Raw genomic sequence first — 19,825 nt, 5'->3', positions numbered from 1 at the left:
AGGTCATTGTTATAATGTCATTGAAGAACTCTTAAGTGTTAAGACAAAAAAACTGAGGTGAATCATAAGATGCTTTACGTTACATATGGAACAGTCGATTATTTAGAAAAATTGGTAAAAAAGCATAGCAATGAGACATTATTACTGATGGCAAACCAAGATACAGCCGTTCTTTTTCATGAAACTGAAGGCGCAACCATCTTTAATGAACCTAAAAAATACGATGTATTAGACTCAACCGGTATTATCACGAACGGTACTTTTGCCGTTTTAAATAATATCCCTGTTTCAGATGAAGGTAGACCACTGTTTGAAAAGAGATTTAGCGAAAGAGCTCGATTAATCGAAAAAGAACCCGGATTTTCCGCCATTCGTGTTTTGCGTCCAACTCGTGGTGACACGTATATTATTCTAACACTATGGGAAAGTGAACAACACTTCAAGGCTTGGCAGGATTCAAAAGCATATGAACACGCTCATAAAAAAAGAGGCAGTGAAGAGGGTATTGATCGAAAATCTATTTTTCCACGACCTTCATATGTTACAACATATACGAAAGTTGCTATTGAAAATTAACTTCAGACGAATAAGCAAGGGACAGTCATGCAGGACTGTCTTTTTTTGTTTAACTCGCAGTACTTTTGACAATATTTCCTTGGAAATGACAACTTCTTTCTACATAACTTTACCCTACATTTTCCTATGTTACACAAATTCTCTACAATTTTGACAAACAACGAGTTTATATGAAAAAAATATCCTTCTCCCCTTTCTCACACCTGCCTAACATTGGTCATAAAGTGTAATAAATACCTTTTAGGCATTTGCTTAAGGAGTGATGAAAAATGGGGGTTGAAATAACACTCATTCATTGGGTTTATTTATTTTTTATCATTGGTATCATTGGCTTTATGTTATTTCGTCGTGATACAACGATTGTTTGTATAGTTGGCATTCTCTCTGTAGCAGCTTTCTCAACCTTATCTGTTAGTGATTCAATTTCAAGTTTGTTTAATAGTTTTATTTTTGCCATTACTGAATTATTGCCTACAATTCTCGTTATTTCGATTATCGTTGCAATGAGTAAAATTCTGATGAAATCAGGAATTAATGAAGTAATGATTGCTCCTTTTTCCAAGATTATAAAAAATCCAGCTACTGCATATTGGACGATCGGAATCCTTATGATGATTATTTCCTTTTTCTTTTGGCCATCACCAGCTGTTGCATTAATAGGAGCGGTTTTATTACCAGTAGCGATTAGAGCCGGTCTGCCAGCGCTTGGAGTTGCCGTTGCGATTAATTTATTTGGCCATGGAATCGCATTGTCCGGGGACTTTATTATTCAAGCAGCTCCAAAACTAACAGCAGATGCGGCAGGAATTCCTGTAGGAGACGTTGTTGGGGCAAGTGTTCCACTCGTCATTACGATGGGGCTTGTTACTACAGTTACAGCTTTCTTCTTATTAAGAAGAGATATGAAATTAGGTAAGTCTTTCCCGACCGTTTCTACAGAAACGGCAAACGAAGAAGCAGATCACAGTCTTTTATCCTCTTCAGTAAAAAGGATGTTGGCTATTCTCATCCCTTTGATCTTTTTAGTTGATGTTTTGTTAATGATTACATTGAACTTACAAGGCGGTGATGCTACAGCCTTAATAGGAGGAACAGCGCTTCTTATCTTAATTTTGACCACATGCTTAACACATAAGAAAAAGGGTCTTGAAGAATCTACTAATTATTTAGTTCAAGGTTTTCAATTCGGATTTAAAGTGTTCGGTCCTGTTATCCCTATTGCCGCCTTCTTCTATCTAGGTGATGCAGGTTTTTACACAATCATTGGAGAATATCTCCCAAAAAGCTCGGAAGGAATTGTTAATGACCTGGGTGTTGCATTGGCAACCATAGTCCCTCTAACTCCTGAAGTTGGAGCCATCACATTAACAGGTGTTGGTATTTTAACCGGGTTGGATGGTTCAGGCTTTTCAGGTATCTCTTTAGCGGGATCCATTGCCCAGTTGTTCTCAGCAGCAATTGGTGTTAGTACTGCTACTTTAACCGCATTAGGTCAGGTAACGGCTATATGGGTTGGCGGGGGCACGATCATCCCTTGGGCACTCATACCTGCCGCCGCAATTTGTGGGGTCGATCCGTTTGAGCTGGCCAGGAGGAACTTGCTTCCAGTAGCCATTGGACTAATTATCACAACCATTGTTGCTATGTTTCTTTTATAGTAATTTTTAAAAAGGATGGGCCGGGAATTCCGTGTCATCCCTTTTTGAAAATTTCTTCCTGATGTTAACAATCTTTCCTGTGATTTGTCTCTCATTTCAACTAAAATACTAGTGAGGGGAGGAATTTTTTTGAAACATCAGATTATTGTTGTAGGTTGTGGCAGCATGGCTAATACATGGATTGACTATGTCTTACAAAGGGATTCTGCAGAAATAGTTGCATTTGTTGATGTTCATCTTGAAACAGCAGCATCAATGGCTGCTAGTAAACAATTACAGGTACCTGTTTATTCAGATTTAGGAGAAGCTCTAGCTGCTCATCAACATGTTAACCTTGTCTTTGACGTCACCATTCCAGCGGCTCATAAGCAAATTGTATCAACTGCCTTACAAGCAAACTGCCATGTTTTCGGAGAAAAGCCAATGGCAGAATCATTGAAGGATGCACGTGAATTATTGGACATATCACGCAATACCGGATTTACTTACACAGTTATGCAAAACAGACGATATAACAAACAAATCCGTGCGTTACGCTCAATCCTTGCTAATAATGAAATTGGTCACATTAACTCTATTCACGCTGACTTTTTCCTGGGACCTCATTTTGGAGGATTTCGTGAAGCAATGGATAGTCCACTCATTCTTGATATGGCCATACATACATTTGATCAAGCAAGGTATGTAACCAATGCAGATCCTGTGTCTGTTTATTGTCATGAATACAATCCATCAAGCTCCTGGTACAAAGGTAATGCGTCGGCTTCCTGTATCTTTGAAATGAGCAATGGAGTGGTATTCACATATCAGGGATCCTGGAGTGCTGAAGGATTAAATACATCCTGGGAATCGGACTGGCGTGTCATCGGCAGTAAAGGAACAGCGAAATGGGATGGATTTCACCTTCCTTATTATGAAGTTGTTGACGAAACAAAGCCAACTGACTTTTTCCGTCCAGTTATTCGAAAAGAAGCGGAAGATACTTATTCCGGTCATGAAGGACATTGGGGCTGCTTAGACGAAATGTTTTCAGCGTTAGAACAAAACCGGAAAGCTGAAACAGATTGTGAAGACAATATTAAAAGTATGGCAATGGTATTTGCTGCAATCGAAAGCGCTCGGACTGGTAAGAAGGTTTTCATTGAGGATATTTGTTAGCGTTAACATCAATAGGAAGAAAAGGCATTCACCTTTTCTTCCTGATCTTTTTTAAACAACTTTATCTTTTAAACTTCTCAAGAAATCGAGTTGGATATTCGCTTGGAAGCTTACTTATTTCATCTAATTGATTCCATTGCTCTGCTGTTAACTCCCAACCGATACTTCCCATATTCTCCTCAAATTGCTCTAAGCTGCTCGCACCAAAAATCGGAGAAGTAATTTCTTCTTTTTGAAGAAGCCACCTTAACGCAACTTGTGCAGGAGTTTTATCTAATGAATGAGCAATTTCCTGTACCGCTTCTAAAATAGCAAAGTTCTTCTCGTTTGCGCGGTTTTCCCAGCTCGATTCTCCAACTCCGTTCGAAAGCCTGCCGCTATTCGGAGATTCTCCTTTTCTATATTTGCCTGTGAGGAAACCACCACCAATTGGTGCCCATGGGATGATACCTACATTTTCTTCTTTACATAACGGAAGAATTTCACGATCCATTTCACGATTAATTAAACTGTACTGTGGCTGAATCGAAATAAATCTCACCATATTTTGAAAATCACTATAAGATAATGCTTTCATCATTTGCCAAGCTAAAAAGTTGGAACAGCCTATGTATCTTACTTTTCCTGAACTCACAAGATCGTCTAAAGTTCGGATTGTTTCCTCAATCGGTGTTAAATGGTCCCATACATGCAGTTGATAAAGATCAATATAATCTGTATTTAGACGCTTTAAGCTCTGATCAATCCCTTCCATGATGCGACGACGTGAATATCCAAAATCATTCGGATGCGGTCCCACTCTCATTCTTACTTTTGTCGCTAAGACAACTTCTGAACGACGCTCTTTAATGGCTTTCCCGACGATTTTTTCAGACTCTCCGCCAACATATACGTCAGCCGTATCAATAAAATTCCCACCTTTGTCAAGAAAACGATGAACCATGTTAATAGAGTCTTCTTCATTCATTTCTTTTCCAAAGGTCATTGCCCCTAAGCATAGCTCAGAAACTAGCAAACCACTTTTTCCTAATGTTTTGTATTGCATTCTTCTCCCTCTCCTAACCTTTTCATTTGCTCTATTTTTTATATTCGTGATTGGGTGATTTATTCCTTTAAAAAGTTAGAGCGGAAAAGAAATAAGAAAAAACCAACTCATAAGAGCCGGCTTATTCCTTAACATATTGAACATAATCGAATTCATCAATGATTTTTACATTCTTTGGAATACGAAGAAAAAGCACATGCTCACCCCATACATGATGTGAATCACTAAATAACTCCAATCCTTGATCACTTGTAAACTGAGAGATTGTAAATTCTTTATCAAACATTCCGATCTTTATATCTTTTCCCCCACCGTTCATCACTCTTAATAAGTCTTCTTCAATCGAAACAGAGAGTGGATCAAATTCATCGGTTAGGTCAAGATTTTCGATAATTGTTTTTGTGTGATATTCAATGAATTCTATTTCATCGTCACTTTCTTCTTTCCGTTCAACAAGGATAGTGAGGGGTCCAAATGTTTCTTCTACAGATAGTTCAAGTTGATTCCCTTCAAATGGAATGGTTGACTGATGATTGATCTCAACACCTTCAATTGTATTCTCCCTAATGTTTTCCCGATCATATGCAGCCTTTACTAACGCTGCTCCTGCCCTTTCTGCCTCATCTCTTTCTGTTTCCGAAACATTTTTATATACTAATGATTCACCCACAGGCATGAAATAACTGGAGATCAGTGCCAGCAACAAGACAGCTCCGTAAACGACTAATATCCATTTCAATTTTAGCTTTTGCAGAAAAGCAATTCGTCCAATATTCTTTGCAAATAAATATATAAGGGCTATGATGATTAAAAGCAGTACAAACGGTAAAATTGTAGCCACAATCATTGTCTCACCTCCAGCTTGTTTGTAAGAATACTAGAAAGGAAAAATAATAAACCAGTTGTTACTAGTATTTTAATCAAAAAGAGAAATAGAGCCGTTTCCTGTACATAAAAGGTAAATACCTCAACAACCATTTTCGGTTCTTGGCCTGTGTTGGTTCCAATGATCATATAGCCAATTATGAATGTCGCAAGTATAACACCAAACCAACGATTTAGCTGAACAAGCATCCCAACAAAATAACCTAATGATGCGAGCAAAAACACGTACAAAATGCTTACGATCGCACTCAAAAACAGCTCTGGTAAAGGAATCGCACTTCCCATTACATATCCATCTCTTAAAAATACATTCATGATTACCTTAAACAATTGACCAGATAAAACAGCCGTTACTCCTCCTATAACAGAAGCAAAAAGTAAAAAGACTACATTTGATAAATGACTACTCAACCTATTTGACACGAATGTAAAATCATCATTACGATAGGCTTTAGTTGTAATAATAATCGCTGTAATAAAACTCCAGATCAACGTAAAAACAATGCTGATATCACCTGTATAATAGTTAATATCTATTGAAAAACCGTTATAGCTAGTTCCCATCATTCTACTTCCGTTTGTTGATAACAATAGACTAATGACCTGAACAACGAGTAAGGAACTGAAAACACTCATATACGCTTTCACTTTATACATAAATTGTTTCCTCACAATCTCTGAAAGCTTAGCTTCTGTTAAAGACATCATCAATTCCCCCAATCGTTTTATTCGTTAAATACGTACACACATCATCGGCTGAGATTGGTGAAATATGAACACCCATTGAAGAAGCTTGCTGTATCTCCCGGTTTGTAAGGTCATTTTTAATACCTAGTTGCAAATGGTCTTGGCCTAGACTTTTTTCATACAGGATCTCTTTGTCCCCGGCGAGTTCTCTTACACATTTGTCAGACCCTTGCAGATAAACCCCGTATTCTTTAAGTTCTTCAATTGATAAATGAAGACATTTTCCCCCATTTTTTAGTAACAGGACATCCTCAAGTAAATCTTCTATTTCATTTAATAGATGACTAGAAAGAATAATTGTTCTTGGGTAAGCCAGATAGTCTTTTAATAATGCACGATAAAAATCCTTTCTCACCGATGCATCCATACCTGTTGTCGGCTCATCAAATATTGTTAATGGACATCGGGCGGATAAGCCTATAATCATGTTAAACGTACTTTTCATTCCTTTAGAGAGCTGCTGATAACGTAAAGAAGGATGAAAGGAAAAATAATTAAATAGTTTCTCTGCTAATAGTTGATCCCAATTTACGTAAAACGAAGCTGCCGATTGAAGAATATCCTGAAGGGTTAAGGTATTGGGAAAATTCATTTGGTCATCTATGTATATTCTATTTGCTGACACAGCTAGTGAATTAAATGGATTCTTTGAGAACACCTTAATATCACCTTCTGTTTGATGGATAAAGCCGGCGATCAGTTTTAGAAGTGTTGTTTTTCCGGCCCCGTTCCTTCCAATAAGACCTGTAATCGTATTTTCTTTTATCACAAATGAAACTTCATCTAAGGCCTTCTTCTTTCCATAGTTTTTCGAAAGTCCATTACATTCAATAACACTCATGATGTACCCCCTTTACGATGTTTATTTTCTTCTATCACCATAGCAATTAATTCCGCTTCACCTACATGAAGTCGTTCTGCCTCTATAACCAGATCATGGACTAATCGTTTTAATGTTTGATTTTTCCTTTTCGTTAAAATGATCTCATTCGCATTTTCCGAAACAAACATCCCTAACCCTCTCTTTTTATACAAAATGGCTTCATCAGCTAATATGTTTAACCCCTTGGCGGCTGTTGCTGGATTAATGTTGAACATGTCTGCGAGCTGGTATTGAGAATAGATTTTTTCATCCTGCTTATGGTGCCCTTTTAAAATCTCCGTCTCAAGCCATTCCGCGATTTGGATATATATCGGCTTAGTATGATCCCAATCCATTATCAAACAAAGCCCCCTTCCTTAGTGCATTACTGATGTAATGTACTATATCATAATTACCAGTTATTTGCAATGGTTCATCGACTTCATGAAAGACATTTCTTCATGTTTAGCTTGTCTACTTGTCTTTCATCCCGCTTATGTAAGACATTTCTCTCACTTTAGTCATCCACTTTGTCTTTCATCTCACTTATGAAGGACATTTCTCCCTCTTTTATTGATCACTTTGTCCCTCATCTCACTTATGAAGGACATTTCTCCTTCTTTTATCGACCACTCTGTCTTCCATCTCTTTCATACAAACACCCCCCCTACACCCCACCCTTATAAATAACATAGAAAAAGCTTTCCCTTTTACAGAACACAAAAAACAGCCCCATATCCAGCTAGGGCTGTTAATCAAAATTATTTAGTTTCACTGCCTAAACTTTTACATGGCGACATCCTTCCTAAGCTTTCTAACCTTAACCATTTGATGCACCAGCCGATCAAGCTTGATCATTCCTATCAACATAATACTTCCTGCAAGGATTCCACCAATCACATCTGTAACAAAATGCTCTCCTTCAAAAAGTCTGCTAAAACCGATAAGGAGGATTAAAAGGCAAGTTATCGTTAAAATTGCTTGTTTGATGTTCTTTTGGCTTGTTCTTTTTACCAGATTGTAGGCGATCATACCAAGAAGAAGTCCCCCAACCATGACGTGGCCACTTGGAAAACTGTAGCTGTCTTCTATATGCTGAGGAAAAACCGGTCGTTCTCTTGCTACAATTTCTTTCAATACTTTATTAGCAATGTTTCCGAAGAGAACGGTGAAAAATAACACAGCCGCTGAAACAAAGCTTTTTTCTAGCCAGGCTAAAATAAACATAAATAGAAATAAGGTAGAAATAATTCCAACAGTTGAGCCAATCACCCCCATACCTGATATAATCGTTGAAACAGGATGATCGTGGAGATGATAGATATGTTCACCAATTGTTGAATCAATATCATTCACCAGATTCCATTTTATGAGGAGAATGACGAATAGAAAAGCTAAAACAAGTAAACCTAGTATGACCTTTATTTTCAAAACATTCTCTCTTCTCAAACAATTCTCTTGTCTTTTGTTATATTTTTCAATACAATCTAGCTAATTATTAATTTTCCAATCCTATTTTAATACATTTTATGTTTAGAACATATGATTCTATATCGCTTTTTCAACATTTTTTCAAAGGAGGTATTTCACATGATTAATCATCTTTACAACGAACTTGATCTTCATTTTTCTGAAATGGTTAACATCCGCCGGTATTTACATATGCACCCTGAACTTTCTTTCCAAGAAGTGATGACCGCTAAGTATATCTCTGATTATTATAAAAATCTTGGAATTGATGTGAGGGAAAATGTAGGTGGAAATGGTGTTGTTGCCACAATAAAGGGTGCGTCCCCCGGTCCGACTGTTGCATTGCGCGCTGATTTTGATGCACTTCCCATTCAAGATGAAAAAGAAGTTGAATACAAATCAACTGTACCTGGTGTTATGCATGCTTGTGGCCATGACGGACATACAGCCACATTGCTAGTGTTGGCTAAGATTCTATTTCAAAATCGGGAGCAGCTTAAAGGGAATATCGTGCTCATCCATCAACATGCAGAGGAATATGCCCCTGGTGGAGCTCTTCCGATGATTCAAGATGGGTGTTTAGATGGAGTGGATGTTATATTCGGAACACATCTTTGGGCAACTGAACCTGTAGGTAAAATTCAGTATAGGGTTGGTCCAATTATGGCTGCTGCCGATCGGTTTGAAATTAATATCCTAGGTAAAGGCGGTCACGGAGCACAGCCTCATAAAACAAAAGACGCCATCTTAATAGGATCTCAGGTTGTCACAAGTCTTCAACAAATTGTTAGCCGTAAGATTGACCCAGTCCATTCAGCTGTTGTAACTGTCGGTTCGTTCATGGCAGAAAATGCATTTAATATCATTGCCAATTCAGCAACTCTTATCGGAACAGCGAGGTCCTTTGATGAAGATGTCCGGCAGCAAATCGAATATGAAATTGAAAAAGTTGTAAAAGGAACTTGTTTAATGAATGAGGCTGAATATCGTTATGATTTTTTCAGAGGTTATCCTGCCGTTGTGAATCATGAAGAAGAAACAGATTTCTTAAAGGAAGTGGCAGGCAAGGTCCCGGGTGTTCATGAAGTGGAAGAGAGTCCTTTGCAAATGGGTGGAGAGGATTTTTCTTATTATTTACAACACGTAAAGGGGACTTTTTTCTTTACCGGTGCCCGACCATTTCATACCGAACATGCGTATCCACATCATCATCCTAAATTTGATATTGATGAAAGAGCATTGCTTGTTGCTGCAAAAACACTTTGTACAGCTGTGATTCAGTATCAATCGAATTTTAAGCAGGAATCATTAGCAAAAACAAACTAGAAAAATAGGGACAGTCGGTGTGACTGCCCTTATTTTTTATACTATCAGAAATTATATAAATTTTATGGATGATAGTATAAGAAAAGACATCGACTTTCGCCATTCTTGGCGGTAAGTCGTGTTTTTCTAATCTGAAAATATTCTTAATCGGTAACTGTTTATCGCACATTCCCCTAAATGTTGGACAAGATGGTAGTTTGCAACTCCGCCAACAACAGCACCGACACCCGGGAGAAATTGCATCAATTTCACCAAATCGATATAGTCGCGGTATTCTTGTTGAAAAATTCGCCAATCTAATTCTTTCACTACTTCTTTTCTTATTTCCCAATTTTCAATTATATCGAGAACCTCTTCTTTATGCTTTTCACTCGAAAATGCCAGTTGAAAAACATACAATAAAAACAATCGTTCTTCATATTCCTTCGTGCTGTACCCATATTCACTTGCCACTTCAAAAAGAAATTTCATTTTAATACTTAAAAATAAAGGAAAATCAGCTAAGCCTAACAAAATCCCTCCCGCACCGGTTGAGGCCCCTTCAACAGCAGCTGTCTTCTTATATACATCGATAGACTTCCTGACTAGTTGTTCCCTTTCTTCAAAGGTCAGATTCTCAACTTTTTTCGGAAATGTCGTCATATTTGAGCCTATTAAGGTTGCTTCCACCATTTTTTTAATCCCTTCAGTCACTGTTGCATGTACTTTTTCAGGGATAAATCCATTGATTTTACTCTGAGCTTTCTTTGACGAGCGTTCTAAAAACGACGGCTTTCTTAACAGCTTTTGCTTCCATAATTTCGCTTCCTCTGCAGCTTGTTGTTCATAACTCATGAAACGACATCCTTTTTCTTCATTCTACTTTGCATATAGGCATAAACAAAAAGATAAACAAATAAAACTGTTGCAATGAGTACCTCTATAAACATAATCAGATCTGATTTAACGAGAGTAACAACTGAATATATCACGACTTGAATGAGGAGTATGTTACAAATAATTTTTAAAAAGCTGCTCATTTTTTTCTTCTCGGCATATGGATAAAGATTTGGTAGCTCAAGCAATTCGAAATGCTTATATAAGCTCATGATTTGTATGCCTGTTAAAAATGTAAAGATGAACGATACCACAATACTCCCAATAAGCTCGAGATCCATAAATGATAAAATAACACAGCCGATAATGGTAAGTCTTACAACAATCCCAAAATAATCTCCGGAACGAATGAATGCTCTCATAAATAAATATTCATATACATTTTCCTTATTGTACTTTACTCGACTGACAACCCAATCTAAGTAGGCGCGGCGCTTGGCTTGCTTCTTTAGCTTTGGTACATCTGTAAACAAATTAGCCAGCTTGTAAAATGATTGTTTTTTCCCTTCTTCACTCGCAATTAATGGCTCCCACTTTAACGCCTTTTTCTTTGCTGCATTTGAAAAATAGGCATCGTATCCAGCCATAACGACAAATAAAATTGCCACAAATATATATGTTTGAGAAAAGATGAAAAAGATGACACACATATTGATTGCTAAGCGAACAAGGATATCTGCCCATTTTGCTGATGCTTCTGTAAAGTAACTGATTCTCCAGCTTACCCTTAAATTCCAAAATTTGACCAAAAGTAATAAAACAAGACTAATGAGCAATATGCGTCCATTTGCATTTGTTGCTTTAAAAAACAGAGGTGTAAAAAGGATTAACGGCACGATAACAAAAAAACTTTGAGTAATAAAGCTATACGTAAAAGCTTTTTGGAAGTATTCATTTAGCTTATATTCCATCGGAAGTAGAAACACAATATCTGCTTCTTTTAATAGTGTTCTCACACTCGAAGCGATCATAATAAATGCAAAGGTCACTGTCATAATCAAGACGGCCGGAAAATCCGGTGATAATGTTTCAAGCCATTTCTGATACGTTAAAGCCCCGCCTGCTGCAAGAAATATAAACACAAAAAGCAAATGGTCATTTAACATATATTTCAAATAGGACCTTGTTTCATTTATATGCTGATGAAGTCTTGTTTGCCAAATGTCATTAACTTTCTTCATCTTGATCTTCCTTTGTTAATTGAATATAAAGATCATCTAATGTAGCATCCCTCATACCAAACTGTTCCCTTAACTGATGCAATGTTCCTTTTGCACGTACTTTTCCATTATGTAAAATAACAAACGCATCACAATACCGTTCAGCCGTCGCTAATATATGTGTAGACATTAAAATGCCCGATCCATGGCTTTTCGCTTTATCCATCATCTCAAGCAGGGAGTTTATCGCTAATGGATCTAACCCTACAAACGGTTCATCAATGATATACAATTCAGGTTCAATTAGAAAGGCGCACATAATCATTACCTTCTGCTTCATTCCTTTTGAAAAATGAGCAGGAAACCATTTTAACCGCTTTTCCATCCTGAATTCTTTTAACAATGGTTGTAGACGCTTTTGAAATGTTTCTTTATCAAGTCCGTAGGCCATTGCCGTTAACTCAAGATGTTCATGTAATGTTAGTTCATCATAAAGAATCGGTGTTTCAGGAATAAAGCTGAATTGTGAACGATAAGCTGCTGAGTCTTGCACAAATGTATTACCATTTATGGAAACTTGTCCTTTATGTGCTTCCATCGTACCGATAATATGTTTAATCGTTGTACTTTTCCCCGCTCCATTCAAACCAATTAATCCAACAATTTGTCCTTTTTCAACTTCAAATGATATATCCTTTAAAACAGGATTTCTTGTATAACCACCTGTCAGATTTTCTATTTTTAACAATGCCATTGTTTGTGGATCTCCTTTTTCTTTTTATAGTATCAAAAAACAAAAACACATGCTCATATTGACCGTAATTTTTTTGCATATCCTGTGATCTTTCGGACATTATAATTAGTGAGGAAGGGATCCTTGTCAAAACAAAAAACCTTATAAATGAGGTGTTTGTTCCAGACAATATCTTTTAACTCAAGGGATAAAATGTATGAACCATTGCTTTATAAACAACTTACGGAATGAGGTGTTTACGGGCCGCTATTTTCTTGAAATAAACGCTCGAATGTAACATCATTTTGTAAATGAGGTGTTTGTCAAAATACAGTAATCTTTTCCATATGTTAGGTCGTTTATCACTTAACAAGGGGATGGTTGTATTGAACAATGGCGATTTCACATCAGATGACATTTAAATCTAAATGTTAAATGAGGTGTTTATCAAAGATACTTTTCCCATTATATGAGTTATTCTTCCCTTCTTCAGGAACAGAGTGAACATTCGTTTCACTCTGTTCTTTTTCATATAAAGATGCTTGTGGTAAAATATAGCTGTTCATACATAGATAATTTCTGATTGAAACAATAACATACTTACTTTACAAATGATGTTGAAACATGTTGAACATGAAAAATAATTGAAGGATGTGTGAGTTGATGAGTGACTGCATTTTTTGCAAAATTGTCAATGGAGAAATTCCAAGTGCAAAAGTATTTGAAAATGAACATGTAATAGCCTTTCTTGATATTAGCCAAGTAACAAAAGGACATACATTAGTTGTGCCGAAAGTACATAAAGAAAATATCTATGAACTTACACCTGAAATTGCCGGAAAACTATTTGAGGTTGTCCCTAAAATTGCAAATTCGATAAAAGAACAATTTCAACCAATCGGTTTAAACCTCCTGAATAATAACGGTGAAAAAGCCGGACAATCTGTTTTCCATTACCATATGCATATTATCCCAAGATATGGTAAAGGCGATGGCTTTGGTGCAGTATGGAAACCACATACAGAAGAGTATACTCCACAGGATTTACAGGAAATTGCTTCAACAATTCATAATGGTATATCTTAACTTTTCGGCCGCTTAAAGCGGCCTTTTCTTATACATCTGTATATGTAACCGTTTTATCCATTAACTTTCACAAAGATGAAAATTTTCAGTCTACATTTCCTCCTCTATTCATGATAGGATATGAGTATTATTTTACGTTCTAATCAAGGAGGGCAAGTCATGAGAGCTTATAATTTTAATGCAGGACCAGCGGCAATTCCATTACCAGTGCTTGAACGCGCACAAAAGGAACTAGTTAATTTCCAAAATACAGGCATGTCTGTTATGGAGCTTAGCCATCGCAGCAAAGATTACGAAGAAGTTCACAATCGTGCTAACTCATTACTTAGGGAACTTTTAGGGATTCCTGACAACTATGAAGTCTTATTTTTACAAGGTGGGGCAAGTCTTCAATTCTCAATGATTCCAATGAACTTCTTAAAAGCAGGGCAAACTGCTCACTTTATTATGTCAGGTGCTTGGTCTGATAAAGCGCTAAAAGAAGCAAAATTTTTCGGTGAAACAAGAATCTTAGCGTCAAGTAAAGAAGATAATTATACTCATATCCCAACAGACTATTCATTAGATGAAGTAAAGGATGGAGCTTACCTTCACATCACATCAAACAATACGATTTTCGGAACTCAGTGGCAGAATTATCCGGACAGCCCTATTCCACTAATCGCTGACATGTCCAGTGATATTTTATGTAAGGAAATTGATGTTGAGAAGTTTTCAATGATCTATGCAGGAGCTCAAAAAAACCTTGGTCCCTCTGGTGTGACAGTTGTAATTGTTAAAAAAGAATTTTTAGAATCTGCAAAAGAAGATGTTCCAACAATCTTAAACTATCGAACTCATGCTAAAAATAATTCTTTATTCAACACACCACCTACGTTTGCGATCTATATGCTATCTCTTGTGTTAGAATGGGTTAAAGAACAAGGTGGAGTAAAAAACATTCAAAAAATCAATGAAGAAAAAGCGGGCTATATTTATTCTGCCATTGATAATAGCGACGGTTTCTATAAAGCTCATGCAACAGATGATAGTCGCTCTTTAATGAATATTACGTTCACACTGCCTAGTGAAGAACTTACAAAGAAATTCCTTCAAGAAGCAAAAGAACGTCAATTCATCGGCCTGGCGGGTCATAGATCAATCGGTGGCTGCAGAGCATCTACTTATAACGCTGTACCAAAAGAAGCATGTGTGGCACTTGCTGAATTCATGACTGAATTTAAAAATCAAAATAGCTAAACTATTTTCAGAGAAAAGGATTTGATTGTCCTTTTCTTTTTTGTGTTTGTAAATAAATATTTGCTACTTTAATAGGTCATAAGTCTGATGTCTTAAAAATATTCCACAAAAACCTCTCACACAAGCTCTCACTATTTTTTGACAGCATAAATCCTCTGTACGACATGCATAAATGTTGCTATAATAATAAATAAGTTCTCTCGCAATAGGAAATGAGTTCACTATTGGGGAGAAGAGTTTAGGAGATTAGAAGAGGAGAGATGAGAAAATGAACACAAGAGTATTAGTTATTTTATCTTTATTTGCTGCAATTGGAGCTGTATTAAGTATGGTAATGCCTCCATTTTTCGGTGGTATGAAGCCCGACATGATGTTAACTATGATGTTTATCGGAATTATTATGTTTCCTGCAATTAAAAATGTTGCATTGCTAGGTATTGTGACAGGATTTTTATCTGCATTAACATCAGCATTCCCAGGTGGATTCGTTCCAAACATCATTGACAAAGTGGTAACAGCATTCGTATTTTTCGGTCTAGTTCTAGCAGTTAAGAAAATTGCACAAAAAGTTGCAACAGCAACAGTACTCACAGTGATTGGCACAATTGTATCAGGAACAGTCTTCCTAACTGCCGCATCATTAATTGTTGGCCTACCAGGCGGAGCAGCTTTTACAACATTATTCGTAACGGTTGTATTACCTGCTACATTATTGAACGGCGCTGCGATGATTATTATCCTGCCAATTGTTCAAGCTATTTTCAAACGCTCAAGAATTATAACAGTCGCTTAAGACAAATACAAAGCAAGAAAGAGGATGTTTATAGATTCATCCTCTTTCTTGCTTTTTTTATCTCTTTTTATCAATTAAAGATCATTAAAATAATCCCTATAAGCAGCATTGCTGCTCCCCCGGTAGCAAGTACCGACACCTTTTGTTTCACTATTTTTTTAGGTGGATAAGATGCTGATTGCTGCAGTAGTTTAAAGTAATGAAAAGCACCTATAAAGAGTAATAAACTAATGACAAAAAATAAAAAGATGACACCTGACATTCTCATCCCCCCTTATATTTAGTTTGGATTCTATTTGGGAAGAGCTATTTCAGGAGAGTTTACTTCGTGTTTCACTTATGAAGAACATTTCAGAGGGCTGTTCTTTTACTTTTGTCCGTCATCCCTTTTAAGAGGGACATTTCAACGGAAATCCTCACTACTTCTGTCCTTCATCCCTCTCATGAAAGACATTTCTACCGAAGTTCTCCCTTCTTCTGTCCTTCATCCCTCTCATGAAAGACATTTCATAGCGCTCCCTCATCTATCCTGTCCTTCACACCTTATAAAAACCTATTCCCCTGCTCGGTACCTTTTCATCATGAATTTCTGAACATGTCCATGAAGAGCGTGGAACACGGGACTTATAAACGACTTAATAAATAGGTATGCTATACTTTCGATATGTATGTATAATGTTTATAGAAGACATCTTTGGGTATGTTGAAAGTAAGTATGTCCAATTCATTTTACATAGTTATGGAGGGATACAGTTTGTCAAATAATAAATCATTGTTAGTTGGATTACTTGTTGGAGGTGTAATCGGCGGTATTGCCACATTACTCTCAACCCCTTCATCAGGAAAAGAGTTACGCAGTCAAATCAATCTAAACCGTAAGCAAATTGAAGATCTCGTAAACCAACTAAAAAAAGAAAGTAAAGCACTAAAGGTTCAATTAGTTCAAACGGCTAAAGAAAGTTCTGAGGTTGTAAAAGAAGTTTCCGCCGACTTAATGAAGTCCATTCAACAGTATCAACAGGACACTGAACCACATAAAGAAAATATTATGAAAGAAATCGAAGAAATCGATTCCAGAATTAAACAACTTGAAAAAACATTAAACTAGTTTTCAAAAGCGTAAGCGACTTGTTTAGCCTAAGGCAAATAAGACGATTTAGAATAGAAGGCGTTCTTTGCCTACATTCTAAATTGTCTTATGACCTCGAGGGGCTAGGCGCTGGCAGTTTAAGAACGCGACGTCCTGTCGCGAAAACTGCACTTGCACATCCTGTGCTTCGGAGCTGGATGTCGAAGCGCTTATCCGCAGGTTTTAGGAAATTTATAGTTTCCTGTGCAGCTAGAAATATTTTTGAAGTAATAAAAAAGTGTGATAGACAAGCCATGTCTTCACACTTTTTTTAATGGCTGAACCATTGATATAATAGGGTTTTTAAAAATTTTTAAAAATTTCGTAAATTTATATCTTTATTAATCTTTATTTTATTGGCATAATAGAGAATAATACATTTGGAAGATCAGGGGTGACGGCTGATGAAACATAACGAAAGGGAATATACAGTAAAAGAAGCCTTGTTATTTAGTCAACGTGTTGCGCAGCTGAGTAAAGCATTGTGGAAAACAATTGAAAAGGATTGGCAGCAGTGGATTAAGCCTTATGATTTAAATATTAATGAGCATCATATTCTGTGGATTGCTGATCATTTGAATGGTGCATCCATTTCAGAGATTGCTAAATTCGGAGTGATGCATGTTTCTACTGCTTTCAACTTTTCAAAGAAGCTTGAGGAAAGAGGATATCTTGAGTTCTCGAAAAAAGCTAATGACAAGCGAAACACGTATATTAAGTTAACAAAGCAAGGCGAAGAAGTTCTTTCGAAACTGTTAGAAGACTTTAGTCCAGACAGGAACTCTGTTTTAAAAGGGGCTTTACCACTTCAAAATTTATATGGTAAATTTCCTGAAATGATGGAAATGATGTGTATCATTCGAAATATTTATGGCGAAGACTTTATGGAAATTTTTGAACAATCATTCCATAACATTGAAGATTCATTTAATAGTGAACAAGAAAAAGAGTCTAAGTCTGAACAGCTCATTTCTTCTCCTTAATGAAAAAGAAGACTACATTAGGTCTACAAAATCATCCATTAAGGAGCTGTATAAGTTTTGTCTATGTAATGCATGGATTGTTTCATATAAATCCAACTTCGGGTTTAATTGGCCGGCAAATCGCGTAAGGAGGTCTGTAAAGATCACCAATCCTTGCGCTTTTTGTTCTTCATGTAATCTGGAAAGTTCTTCGCAAATCATCAGTACTTCTTCAATTTCTTCTTTACTTAATCCTTTCGACATCACTAAATGGTAAAAGGGGAATTTGGCAGGCTCCACTATTTTTAATAATAACGATTGGTAATATTCCAATGTTTCCAATCTTTTTTCTATCGACTTCATTCCTTACCCTCTCTCTTAACTCACATTGTTGTTCTTTATTGTATAGTATTCCTTACACGAAAGGAAGTTTTTCTCAAAATACATAGGTTGATGAGCTAAATTTCACATTTTCTTTTTTAAATCGTTTACATCTAAAATTCCTTATTGATTTTTTCCTTTCACCATCGTACAGTATGTTAGTAATTAGTTTTGTATTATGTTTGGATGGTGAGACAATGTACTGTTGGAAAACCATAAACCTTTCAAGGGATATTGGTCTACACAGAATTTTATTTATATCGATGATCACAATGATTCTTGTTTTTATTTTAACCTACTTACCTATCAACCTGCTATTTCCAAAGATTCATTTTGATGATGGACATTTCTTATTATTTATGTTTATTTTGGTCTGCATGATGCCAGTTCACAAATTACTACATGTTTTTCCGTTAATACTAACCGGATGTCGTGTATCGTTTAATATTAAATTTTATCGTGTGTTCCCTACTTTCCAACTCAAAGCTTGTGAAGGAATAAAAAAGAAACGAATGATCATTTCCTTATTAACTCCGTTTCTTACCTTCAGCATTTTATTTGTGATTGGAGGCATTTATTTTCCGGCCTATATCCATTATTTAAGTATAGCTTTTGCCTTCCATATTGGCATGTGTGTACCCGATTTCTTATTACTAAGACAACTATTATTCGCTCCAAAGGTTTGTACGATTGAGGAGTATGAGGATGGTTATGAGGTACTAGTCCAAAACAATAGATAAGAAGTGGCAATTACTCTTGTCACTTTTTTACATTTTTGTGCAAATCAGATGTCAATGCTATCTTTTTCATAAATAGTTTGGTAATCTAATATGTATAATGTGGGGAGGGGGATCTCTGGTGATCATTTTCTTTATCTTGTTTGCAGTCTTTATCTTGTTTTACATAAATAAGCTTACAAATACATTGTGTTTAGTTCGCGAGATTCCTGAAGACCGTCAAACGAAGGTTTTTAGAACAATCAATGTACTTATTACAATTCTGCTGATTTCTTCATATATTGAAGTTCTTTACACCTAAAAGCTTTATGTTTTGCCTCATACTGGTTGATCTTCGGGGCCTTATTGCTTAAATACATAGAAAAGCTAACAGGAGAACCTGTTAGCTTTTTTTGTTATCTTATAACCACGCTGCACCAACGATGATTAACAAGATGAACAATACAACGATTAACGCAAAACCACCTGCATAAGCTCCTCCGCCCATAATGACACCTCCCTTTCGTCTTGGTACAATATCCTATGATTTAACCTCTTTAATGGTATAGGCATTTATCCCGTACTAATTGATTTAATTAGTAAAGATAAGAAGCTCCAATAATAATTAACAAAATGAAAAGCACCACAATCAAAGCAAAGTTACCTGTAAAAGCGTGACCCATATCAATTACCTCCTTTATTTCTTTCAATATATCCTATGTAAATGAACCCACCATGATTGGACGATAGCCCAGTTCCAGGTATTTGTTTATATAAATGGAATATCCCTTTTTAACCCTCTGTTTTTCAGGGAAATTCACTAGAATAATTTTTCACCCCTACTAAAAGAGAGCGTTTTCCCCGAAAAAACTTTTTGATCGACACTCATTATGGTATAGTATTTCTTGTACTATCAGAAAGATAAAATTTTATGGGTGATAGTATAAGAAATACTAAGGCTTTCGCCATTAGTGCTTGGCGATAAGCCAAGTTTTTCTAATATAATCTGGCATTACATAGAAA

The 19,825-nt window shown here is 36.3% G+C and carries 24 protein-coding genes; 11 read left to right on the top strand and 13 right to left on the bottom strand.

The features are described 5' to 3' along the window. The first annotated feature begins 69 nt into the window (after positions 1-69). The 3 genes from BK577_RS25500 to BK577_RS25490 all read left to right on the top strand — a co-directional run bounded on the left by BK577_RS25500 (position 70) and on the right by BK577_RS25490 (position 3,392). Positions 70-576 carry an antibiotic biosynthesis monooxygenase family protein gene (locus tag BK577_RS25500; RefSeq protein WP_078435617.1) on the top strand — a complete coding sequence of 169 codons (507 nt, stop codon included), beginning with the start codon at positions 70-72 and terminating at the stop codon, positions 574-576. Positions 577-845: 269 nt separating this feature from the next. Continuing rightward, positions 846-2,234 (top strand): hypothetical protein, encoded by a 1,389-nt coding sequence (locus tag BK577_RS25495; RefSeq protein ID WP_078435616.1) that lies wholly within the window; start codon positions 846-848, stop codon positions 2,232-2,234. 123 nt (positions 2,235-2,357) lie between these two features. Then, positions 2,358-3,392, top strand: coding sequence for a Gfo/Idh/MocA family protein (locus tag BK577_RS25490; protein WP_139367467.1), 1,035 nt, complete (start codon positions 2,358-2,360; stop codon positions 3,390-3,392). Between the two features lie 61 nt (positions 3,393-3,453). Here the strand turns inward: BK577_RS25490 and BK577_RS25485 are convergent, their stop codons facing one another. From BK577_RS25485 to BK577_RS25460, 6 genes are all read right to left on the bottom strand, one after another. Next, a complete protein-coding gene (locus BK577_RS25485; protein WP_078435614.1) occupies positions 3,454-4,437 on the bottom strand; it encodes an aldo/keto reductase in 984 nt (327 codons plus the stop codon). A 121-nt stretch (positions 4,438-4,558) separates the two neighbouring features. After that, positions 4,559-5,284, bottom strand: a complete 726-nt coding sequence (locus BK577_RS25480) for a hypothetical protein (RefSeq protein ID WP_078435613.1) — start codon at positions 5,282-5,284, stop codon at positions 4,559-4,561. Further along, complete coding sequence (locus BK577_RS25475; protein ID WP_078435612.1) at positions 5,281-6,027, bottom strand: hypothetical protein; 747 nt, start codon at positions 6,025-6,027, stop codon at positions 5,281-5,283. Before BK577_RS25475 ends, BK577_RS25480 begins: the two co-directional genes overlap by 4 nt. Next, positions 6,008-6,910, bottom strand: a complete 903-nt coding sequence (locus BK577_RS25470) for an ATP-binding cassette domain-containing protein (protein WP_078435611.1) — start codon at positions 6,908-6,910, stop codon at positions 6,008-6,010. The genes BK577_RS25475 and BK577_RS25470 overlap by 20 nt, the downstream gene beginning before the upstream one ends. Continuing rightward, positions 6,907-7,293 (bottom strand): GntR family transcriptional regulator, encoded by a 387-nt coding sequence (locus tag BK577_RS25465; RefSeq protein WP_078435610.1) that lies wholly within the window; start codon positions 7,291-7,293, stop codon positions 6,907-6,909. Before BK577_RS25465 ends, BK577_RS25470 begins: the two co-directional genes overlap by 4 nt. A gap of 424 nt (positions 7,294-7,717) precedes the next feature. Beyond that, positions 7,718-8,362 (bottom strand): phosphatase PAP2 family protein, encoded by a 645-nt coding sequence (locus BK577_RS25460; protein ID WP_078435609.1) that lies wholly within the window; start codon positions 8,360-8,362, stop codon positions 7,718-7,720. A gap of 159 nt (positions 8,363-8,521) precedes the next feature. Between BK577_RS25460 and BK577_RS25455 the strand changes: the two genes are divergently transcribed. Next, positions 8,522-9,727, top strand: coding sequence for a M20 family metallopeptidase (locus tag BK577_RS25455; protein ID WP_078435608.1), 1,206 nt, complete (start codon positions 8,522-8,524; stop codon positions 9,725-9,727). A gap of 126 nt (positions 9,728-9,853) precedes the next feature. Here BK577_RS25455 and BK577_RS25450 read toward each other — a convergent pair whose 3' ends face one another. Genes BK577_RS25450 through BK577_RS25440 form a run of 3 tightly spaced genes read right to left on the bottom strand, consistent with a single transcriptional unit; the run spans position 9,854 to position 12,517 of the window. Then, the gene (locus BK577_RS25450; protein ID WP_078435607.1) at positions 9,854-10,561 is read right to left on the bottom strand and encodes an EcsC family protein; all 708 of its coding nucleotides are present in this window, start codon (positions 10,559-10,561) and stop codon (positions 9,854-9,856) included. Next, positions 10,558-11,784 carry an ABC transporter permease gene (locus tag BK577_RS25445; RefSeq protein ID WP_078435606.1) on the bottom strand — a complete coding sequence of 409 codons (1,227 nt, stop codon included), beginning with the start codon at positions 11,782-11,784 and terminating at the stop codon, positions 10,558-10,560. Before BK577_RS25445 ends, BK577_RS25450 begins: the two co-directional genes overlap by 4 nt. Then, positions 11,771-12,517, bottom strand: a complete 747-nt coding sequence (locus BK577_RS25440; RefSeq protein WP_078435605.1) for an ABC transporter ATP-binding protein — start codon at positions 12,515-12,517, stop codon at positions 11,771-11,773. The genes BK577_RS25445 and BK577_RS25440 overlap by 14 nt, the downstream gene beginning before the upstream one ends. A 642-nt stretch (positions 12,518-13,159) precedes the next feature. On the opposite strand from BK577_RS25440, the gene BK577_RS25435 reads away from it, so the two are divergent. The 3 genes from BK577_RS25435 to BK577_RS25425 all read left to right on the top strand — a co-directional run bounded on the left by BK577_RS25435 (position 13,160) and on the right by BK577_RS25425 (position 15,614). Next, entirely contained in the window at positions 13,160-13,582 is a 423-nt protein-coding gene (locus BK577_RS25435; protein ID WP_078435604.1) for an HIT family protein, read from the top strand. 159 nt (positions 13,583-13,741) lie between these two features. Continuing rightward, positions 13,742-14,821: a 3-phosphoserine/phosphohydroxythreonine transaminase gene (gene serC, locus BK577_RS25430; RefSeq protein ID WP_245823612.1), complete on the top strand. Its 1,080-nt coding sequence runs from the start codon at positions 13,742-13,744 to the stop codon at positions 14,819-14,821. A gap of 268 nt (positions 14,822-15,089) precedes the next feature. Further along, on the top strand, positions 15,090-15,614 hold the full coding sequence (locus BK577_RS25425) for a tryptophan transporter (RefSeq protein ID WP_078435602.1): 525 nt from the start codon (positions 15,090-15,092) through the stop codon (positions 15,612-15,614). 70 nt (positions 15,615-15,684) lie between these two features. On the opposite strand, the gene yhzF is transcribed toward BK577_RS25425, so the two are convergent. Further along, positions 15,685-15,876, bottom strand: a complete 192-nt coding sequence (gene yhzF, locus BK577_RS25420; RefSeq protein ID WP_026560317.1) for a membrane protein YhzF — start codon at positions 15,874-15,876, stop codon at positions 15,685-15,687. Positions 15,877-16,368: 492 nt separating this feature from the next. Between yhzF and BK577_RS25415 the strand changes: the two genes are divergently transcribed. Together BK577_RS25415 and BK577_RS25410 are read left to right on the top strand one after the other, a co-directional pair. Beyond that, positions 16,369-16,722 carry a YtxH domain-containing protein gene (locus BK577_RS25415; RefSeq protein WP_078435601.1) on the top strand — a complete coding sequence of 118 codons (354 nt, stop codon included), beginning with the start codon at positions 16,369-16,371 and terminating at the stop codon, positions 16,720-16,722. Positions 16,723-17,147: 425 nt separating this feature from the next. Then, the gene (locus BK577_RS25410) at positions 17,148-17,726 is read left to right on the top strand and encodes an HTH-type transcriptional regulator Hpr (protein ID WP_026560319.1); all 579 of its coding nucleotides are present in this window, start codon (positions 17,148-17,150) and stop codon (positions 17,724-17,726) included. Positions 17,727-17,738: 12 nt separating this feature from the next. On the opposite strand, the gene BK577_RS25405 is transcribed toward BK577_RS25410, so the two are convergent. Further along, positions 17,739-18,068: a DUF1878 family protein gene (locus BK577_RS25405; protein WP_078435600.1), complete on the bottom strand. Its 330-nt coding sequence runs from the start codon at positions 18,066-18,068 to the stop codon at positions 17,739-17,741. A gap of 215 nt (positions 18,069-18,283) precedes the next feature. Here BK577_RS25405 and BK577_RS25400 point away from each other — a divergent pair, with 215 nt between their 5' ends. After that, positions 18,284-18,826 (top strand): DUF3267 domain-containing protein, encoded by a 543-nt coding sequence (locus tag BK577_RS25400; RefSeq protein WP_169908509.1) that lies wholly within the window; start codon positions 18,284-18,286, stop codon positions 18,824-18,826. 118 nt (positions 18,827-18,944) lie between these two features. Further along, positions 18,945-19,124 carry a hypothetical protein gene (locus BK577_RS25395; protein ID WP_026560322.1) on the top strand — a complete coding sequence of 60 codons (180 nt, stop codon included), beginning with the start codon at positions 18,945-18,947 and terminating at the stop codon, positions 19,122-19,124. A 99-nt stretch (positions 19,125-19,223) separates the two neighbouring features. Here BK577_RS25395 and BK577_RS25390 read toward each other — a convergent pair whose 3' ends face one another. After that, on the bottom strand, positions 19,224-19,310 hold the full coding sequence (locus tag BK577_RS25390) for a YjcZ family sporulation protein (protein ID WP_078435598.1): 87 nt from the start codon (positions 19,308-19,310) through the stop codon (positions 19,224-19,226). Positions 19,311-19,398: 88 nt separating this feature from the next. After that, positions 19,399-19,485, bottom strand: a complete 87-nt coding sequence (locus BK577_RS25385) for a YjcZ family sporulation protein (protein ID WP_051475522.1) — start codon at positions 19,483-19,485, stop codon at positions 19,399-19,401. Positions 19,486-19,825: the final 340 nt, after the last annotated feature.

It is taken from the genome of Metabacillus halosaccharovorans, assembly GCF_002019635.1.
Classification (GTDB): Bacteria; Bacillota; Bacilli; order Bacillales; family Bacillaceae; genus Metabacillus; species Metabacillus halosaccharovorans.
Note: the sequence above shows the minus strand (reverse complement) of the source record. Positions and strands in the feature narration are given on the sequence as shown.

What these genes read in the sequence shown, in the direction of transcription:
- BK577_RS25480 (WP_078435613.1), bottom strand. Translation starts at nt 5,284, where the DNA reads ATGATTGTGGCTACAATTTTACCGTTTGTACTGCTTTTAATCATCATA.
- BK577_RS25500 (WP_078435617.1), top strand. Translation starts at nt 70, where the DNA reads ATGCTTTACGTTACATATGGAACAGTCGATTATTTAGAAAAATTGGTA.
- BK577_RS25485 (WP_078435614.1), bottom strand. Translation starts at nt 4,437, where the DNA reads ATGCAATACAAAACATTAGGAAAAAGTGGTTTGCTAGTTTCTGAGCTA.
- serC (WP_245823612.1), top strand. Translation starts at nt 13,742, where the DNA reads ATGAGAGCTTATAATTTTAATGCAGGACCAGCGGCAATTCCATTACCA.
- BK577_RS25475 (WP_078435612.1), bottom strand. Translation starts at nt 6,027, where the DNA reads ATGTCTTTAACAGAAGCTAAGCTTTCAGAGATTGTGAGGAAACAATTT.
- BK577_RS25450 (WP_078435607.1), bottom strand. Translation starts at nt 10,561, where the DNA reads ATGAGTTATGAACAACAAGCTGCAGAGGAAGCGAAATTATGGAAGCAA.
- BK577_RS25405 (WP_078435600.1), bottom strand. Translation starts at nt 18,068, where the DNA reads ATGAAGTCGATAGAAAAAAGATTGGAAACATTGGAATATTACCAATCG.
- BK577_RS25495 (WP_078435616.1), top strand. Translation starts at nt 846, where the DNA reads ATGGGGGTTGAAATAACACTCATTCATTGGGTTTATTTATTTTTTATC.
- BK577_RS25390 (WP_078435598.1), bottom strand. Translation starts at nt 19,310, where the DNA reads ATGGGCGGAGGAGCTTATGCAGGTGGTTTTGCGTTAATCGTTGTATTG.
- BK577_RS25385 (WP_051475522.1), bottom strand. Translation starts at nt 19,485, where the DNA reads ATGGGTCACGCTTTTACAGGTAACTTTGCTTTGATTGTGGTGCTTTTC.
- BK577_RS25470 (WP_078435611.1), bottom strand. Translation starts at nt 6,910, where the DNA reads ATGAGTGTTATTGAATGTAATGGACTTTCGAAAAACTATGGAAAGAAG.
- yhzF (WP_026560317.1), bottom strand. Translation starts at nt 15,876, where the DNA reads ATGTCAGGTGTCATCTTTTTATTTTTTGTCATTAGTTTATTACTCTTT.
- BK577_RS25435 (WP_078435604.1), top strand. Translation starts at nt 13,160, where the DNA reads ATGAGTGACTGCATTTTTTGCAAAATTGTCAATGGAGAAATTCCAAGT.
- BK577_RS25400 (WP_169908509.1), top strand. Translation starts at nt 18,284, where the DNA reads ATGTACTGTTGGAAAACCATAAACCTTTCAAGGGATATTGGTCTACAC.
- BK577_RS25455 (WP_078435608.1), top strand. Translation starts at nt 8,522, where the DNA reads ATGATTAATCATCTTTACAACGAACTTGATCTTCATTTTTCTGAAATG.
- BK577_RS25425 (WP_078435602.1), top strand. Translation starts at nt 15,090, where the DNA reads ATGAACACAAGAGTATTAGTTATTTTATCTTTATTTGCTGCAATTGGA.
- BK577_RS25410 (WP_026560319.1), top strand. Translation starts at nt 17,148, where the DNA reads ATGAAACATAACGAAAGGGAATATACAGTAAAAGAAGCCTTGTTATTT.
- BK577_RS25445 (WP_078435606.1), bottom strand. Translation starts at nt 11,784, where the DNA reads ATGAAGAAAGTTAATGACATTTGGCAAACAAGACTTCATCAGCATATA.
- BK577_RS25440 (WP_078435605.1), bottom strand. Translation starts at nt 12,517, where the DNA reads ATGGCATTGTTAAAAATAGAAAATCTGACAGGTGGTTATACAAGAAAT.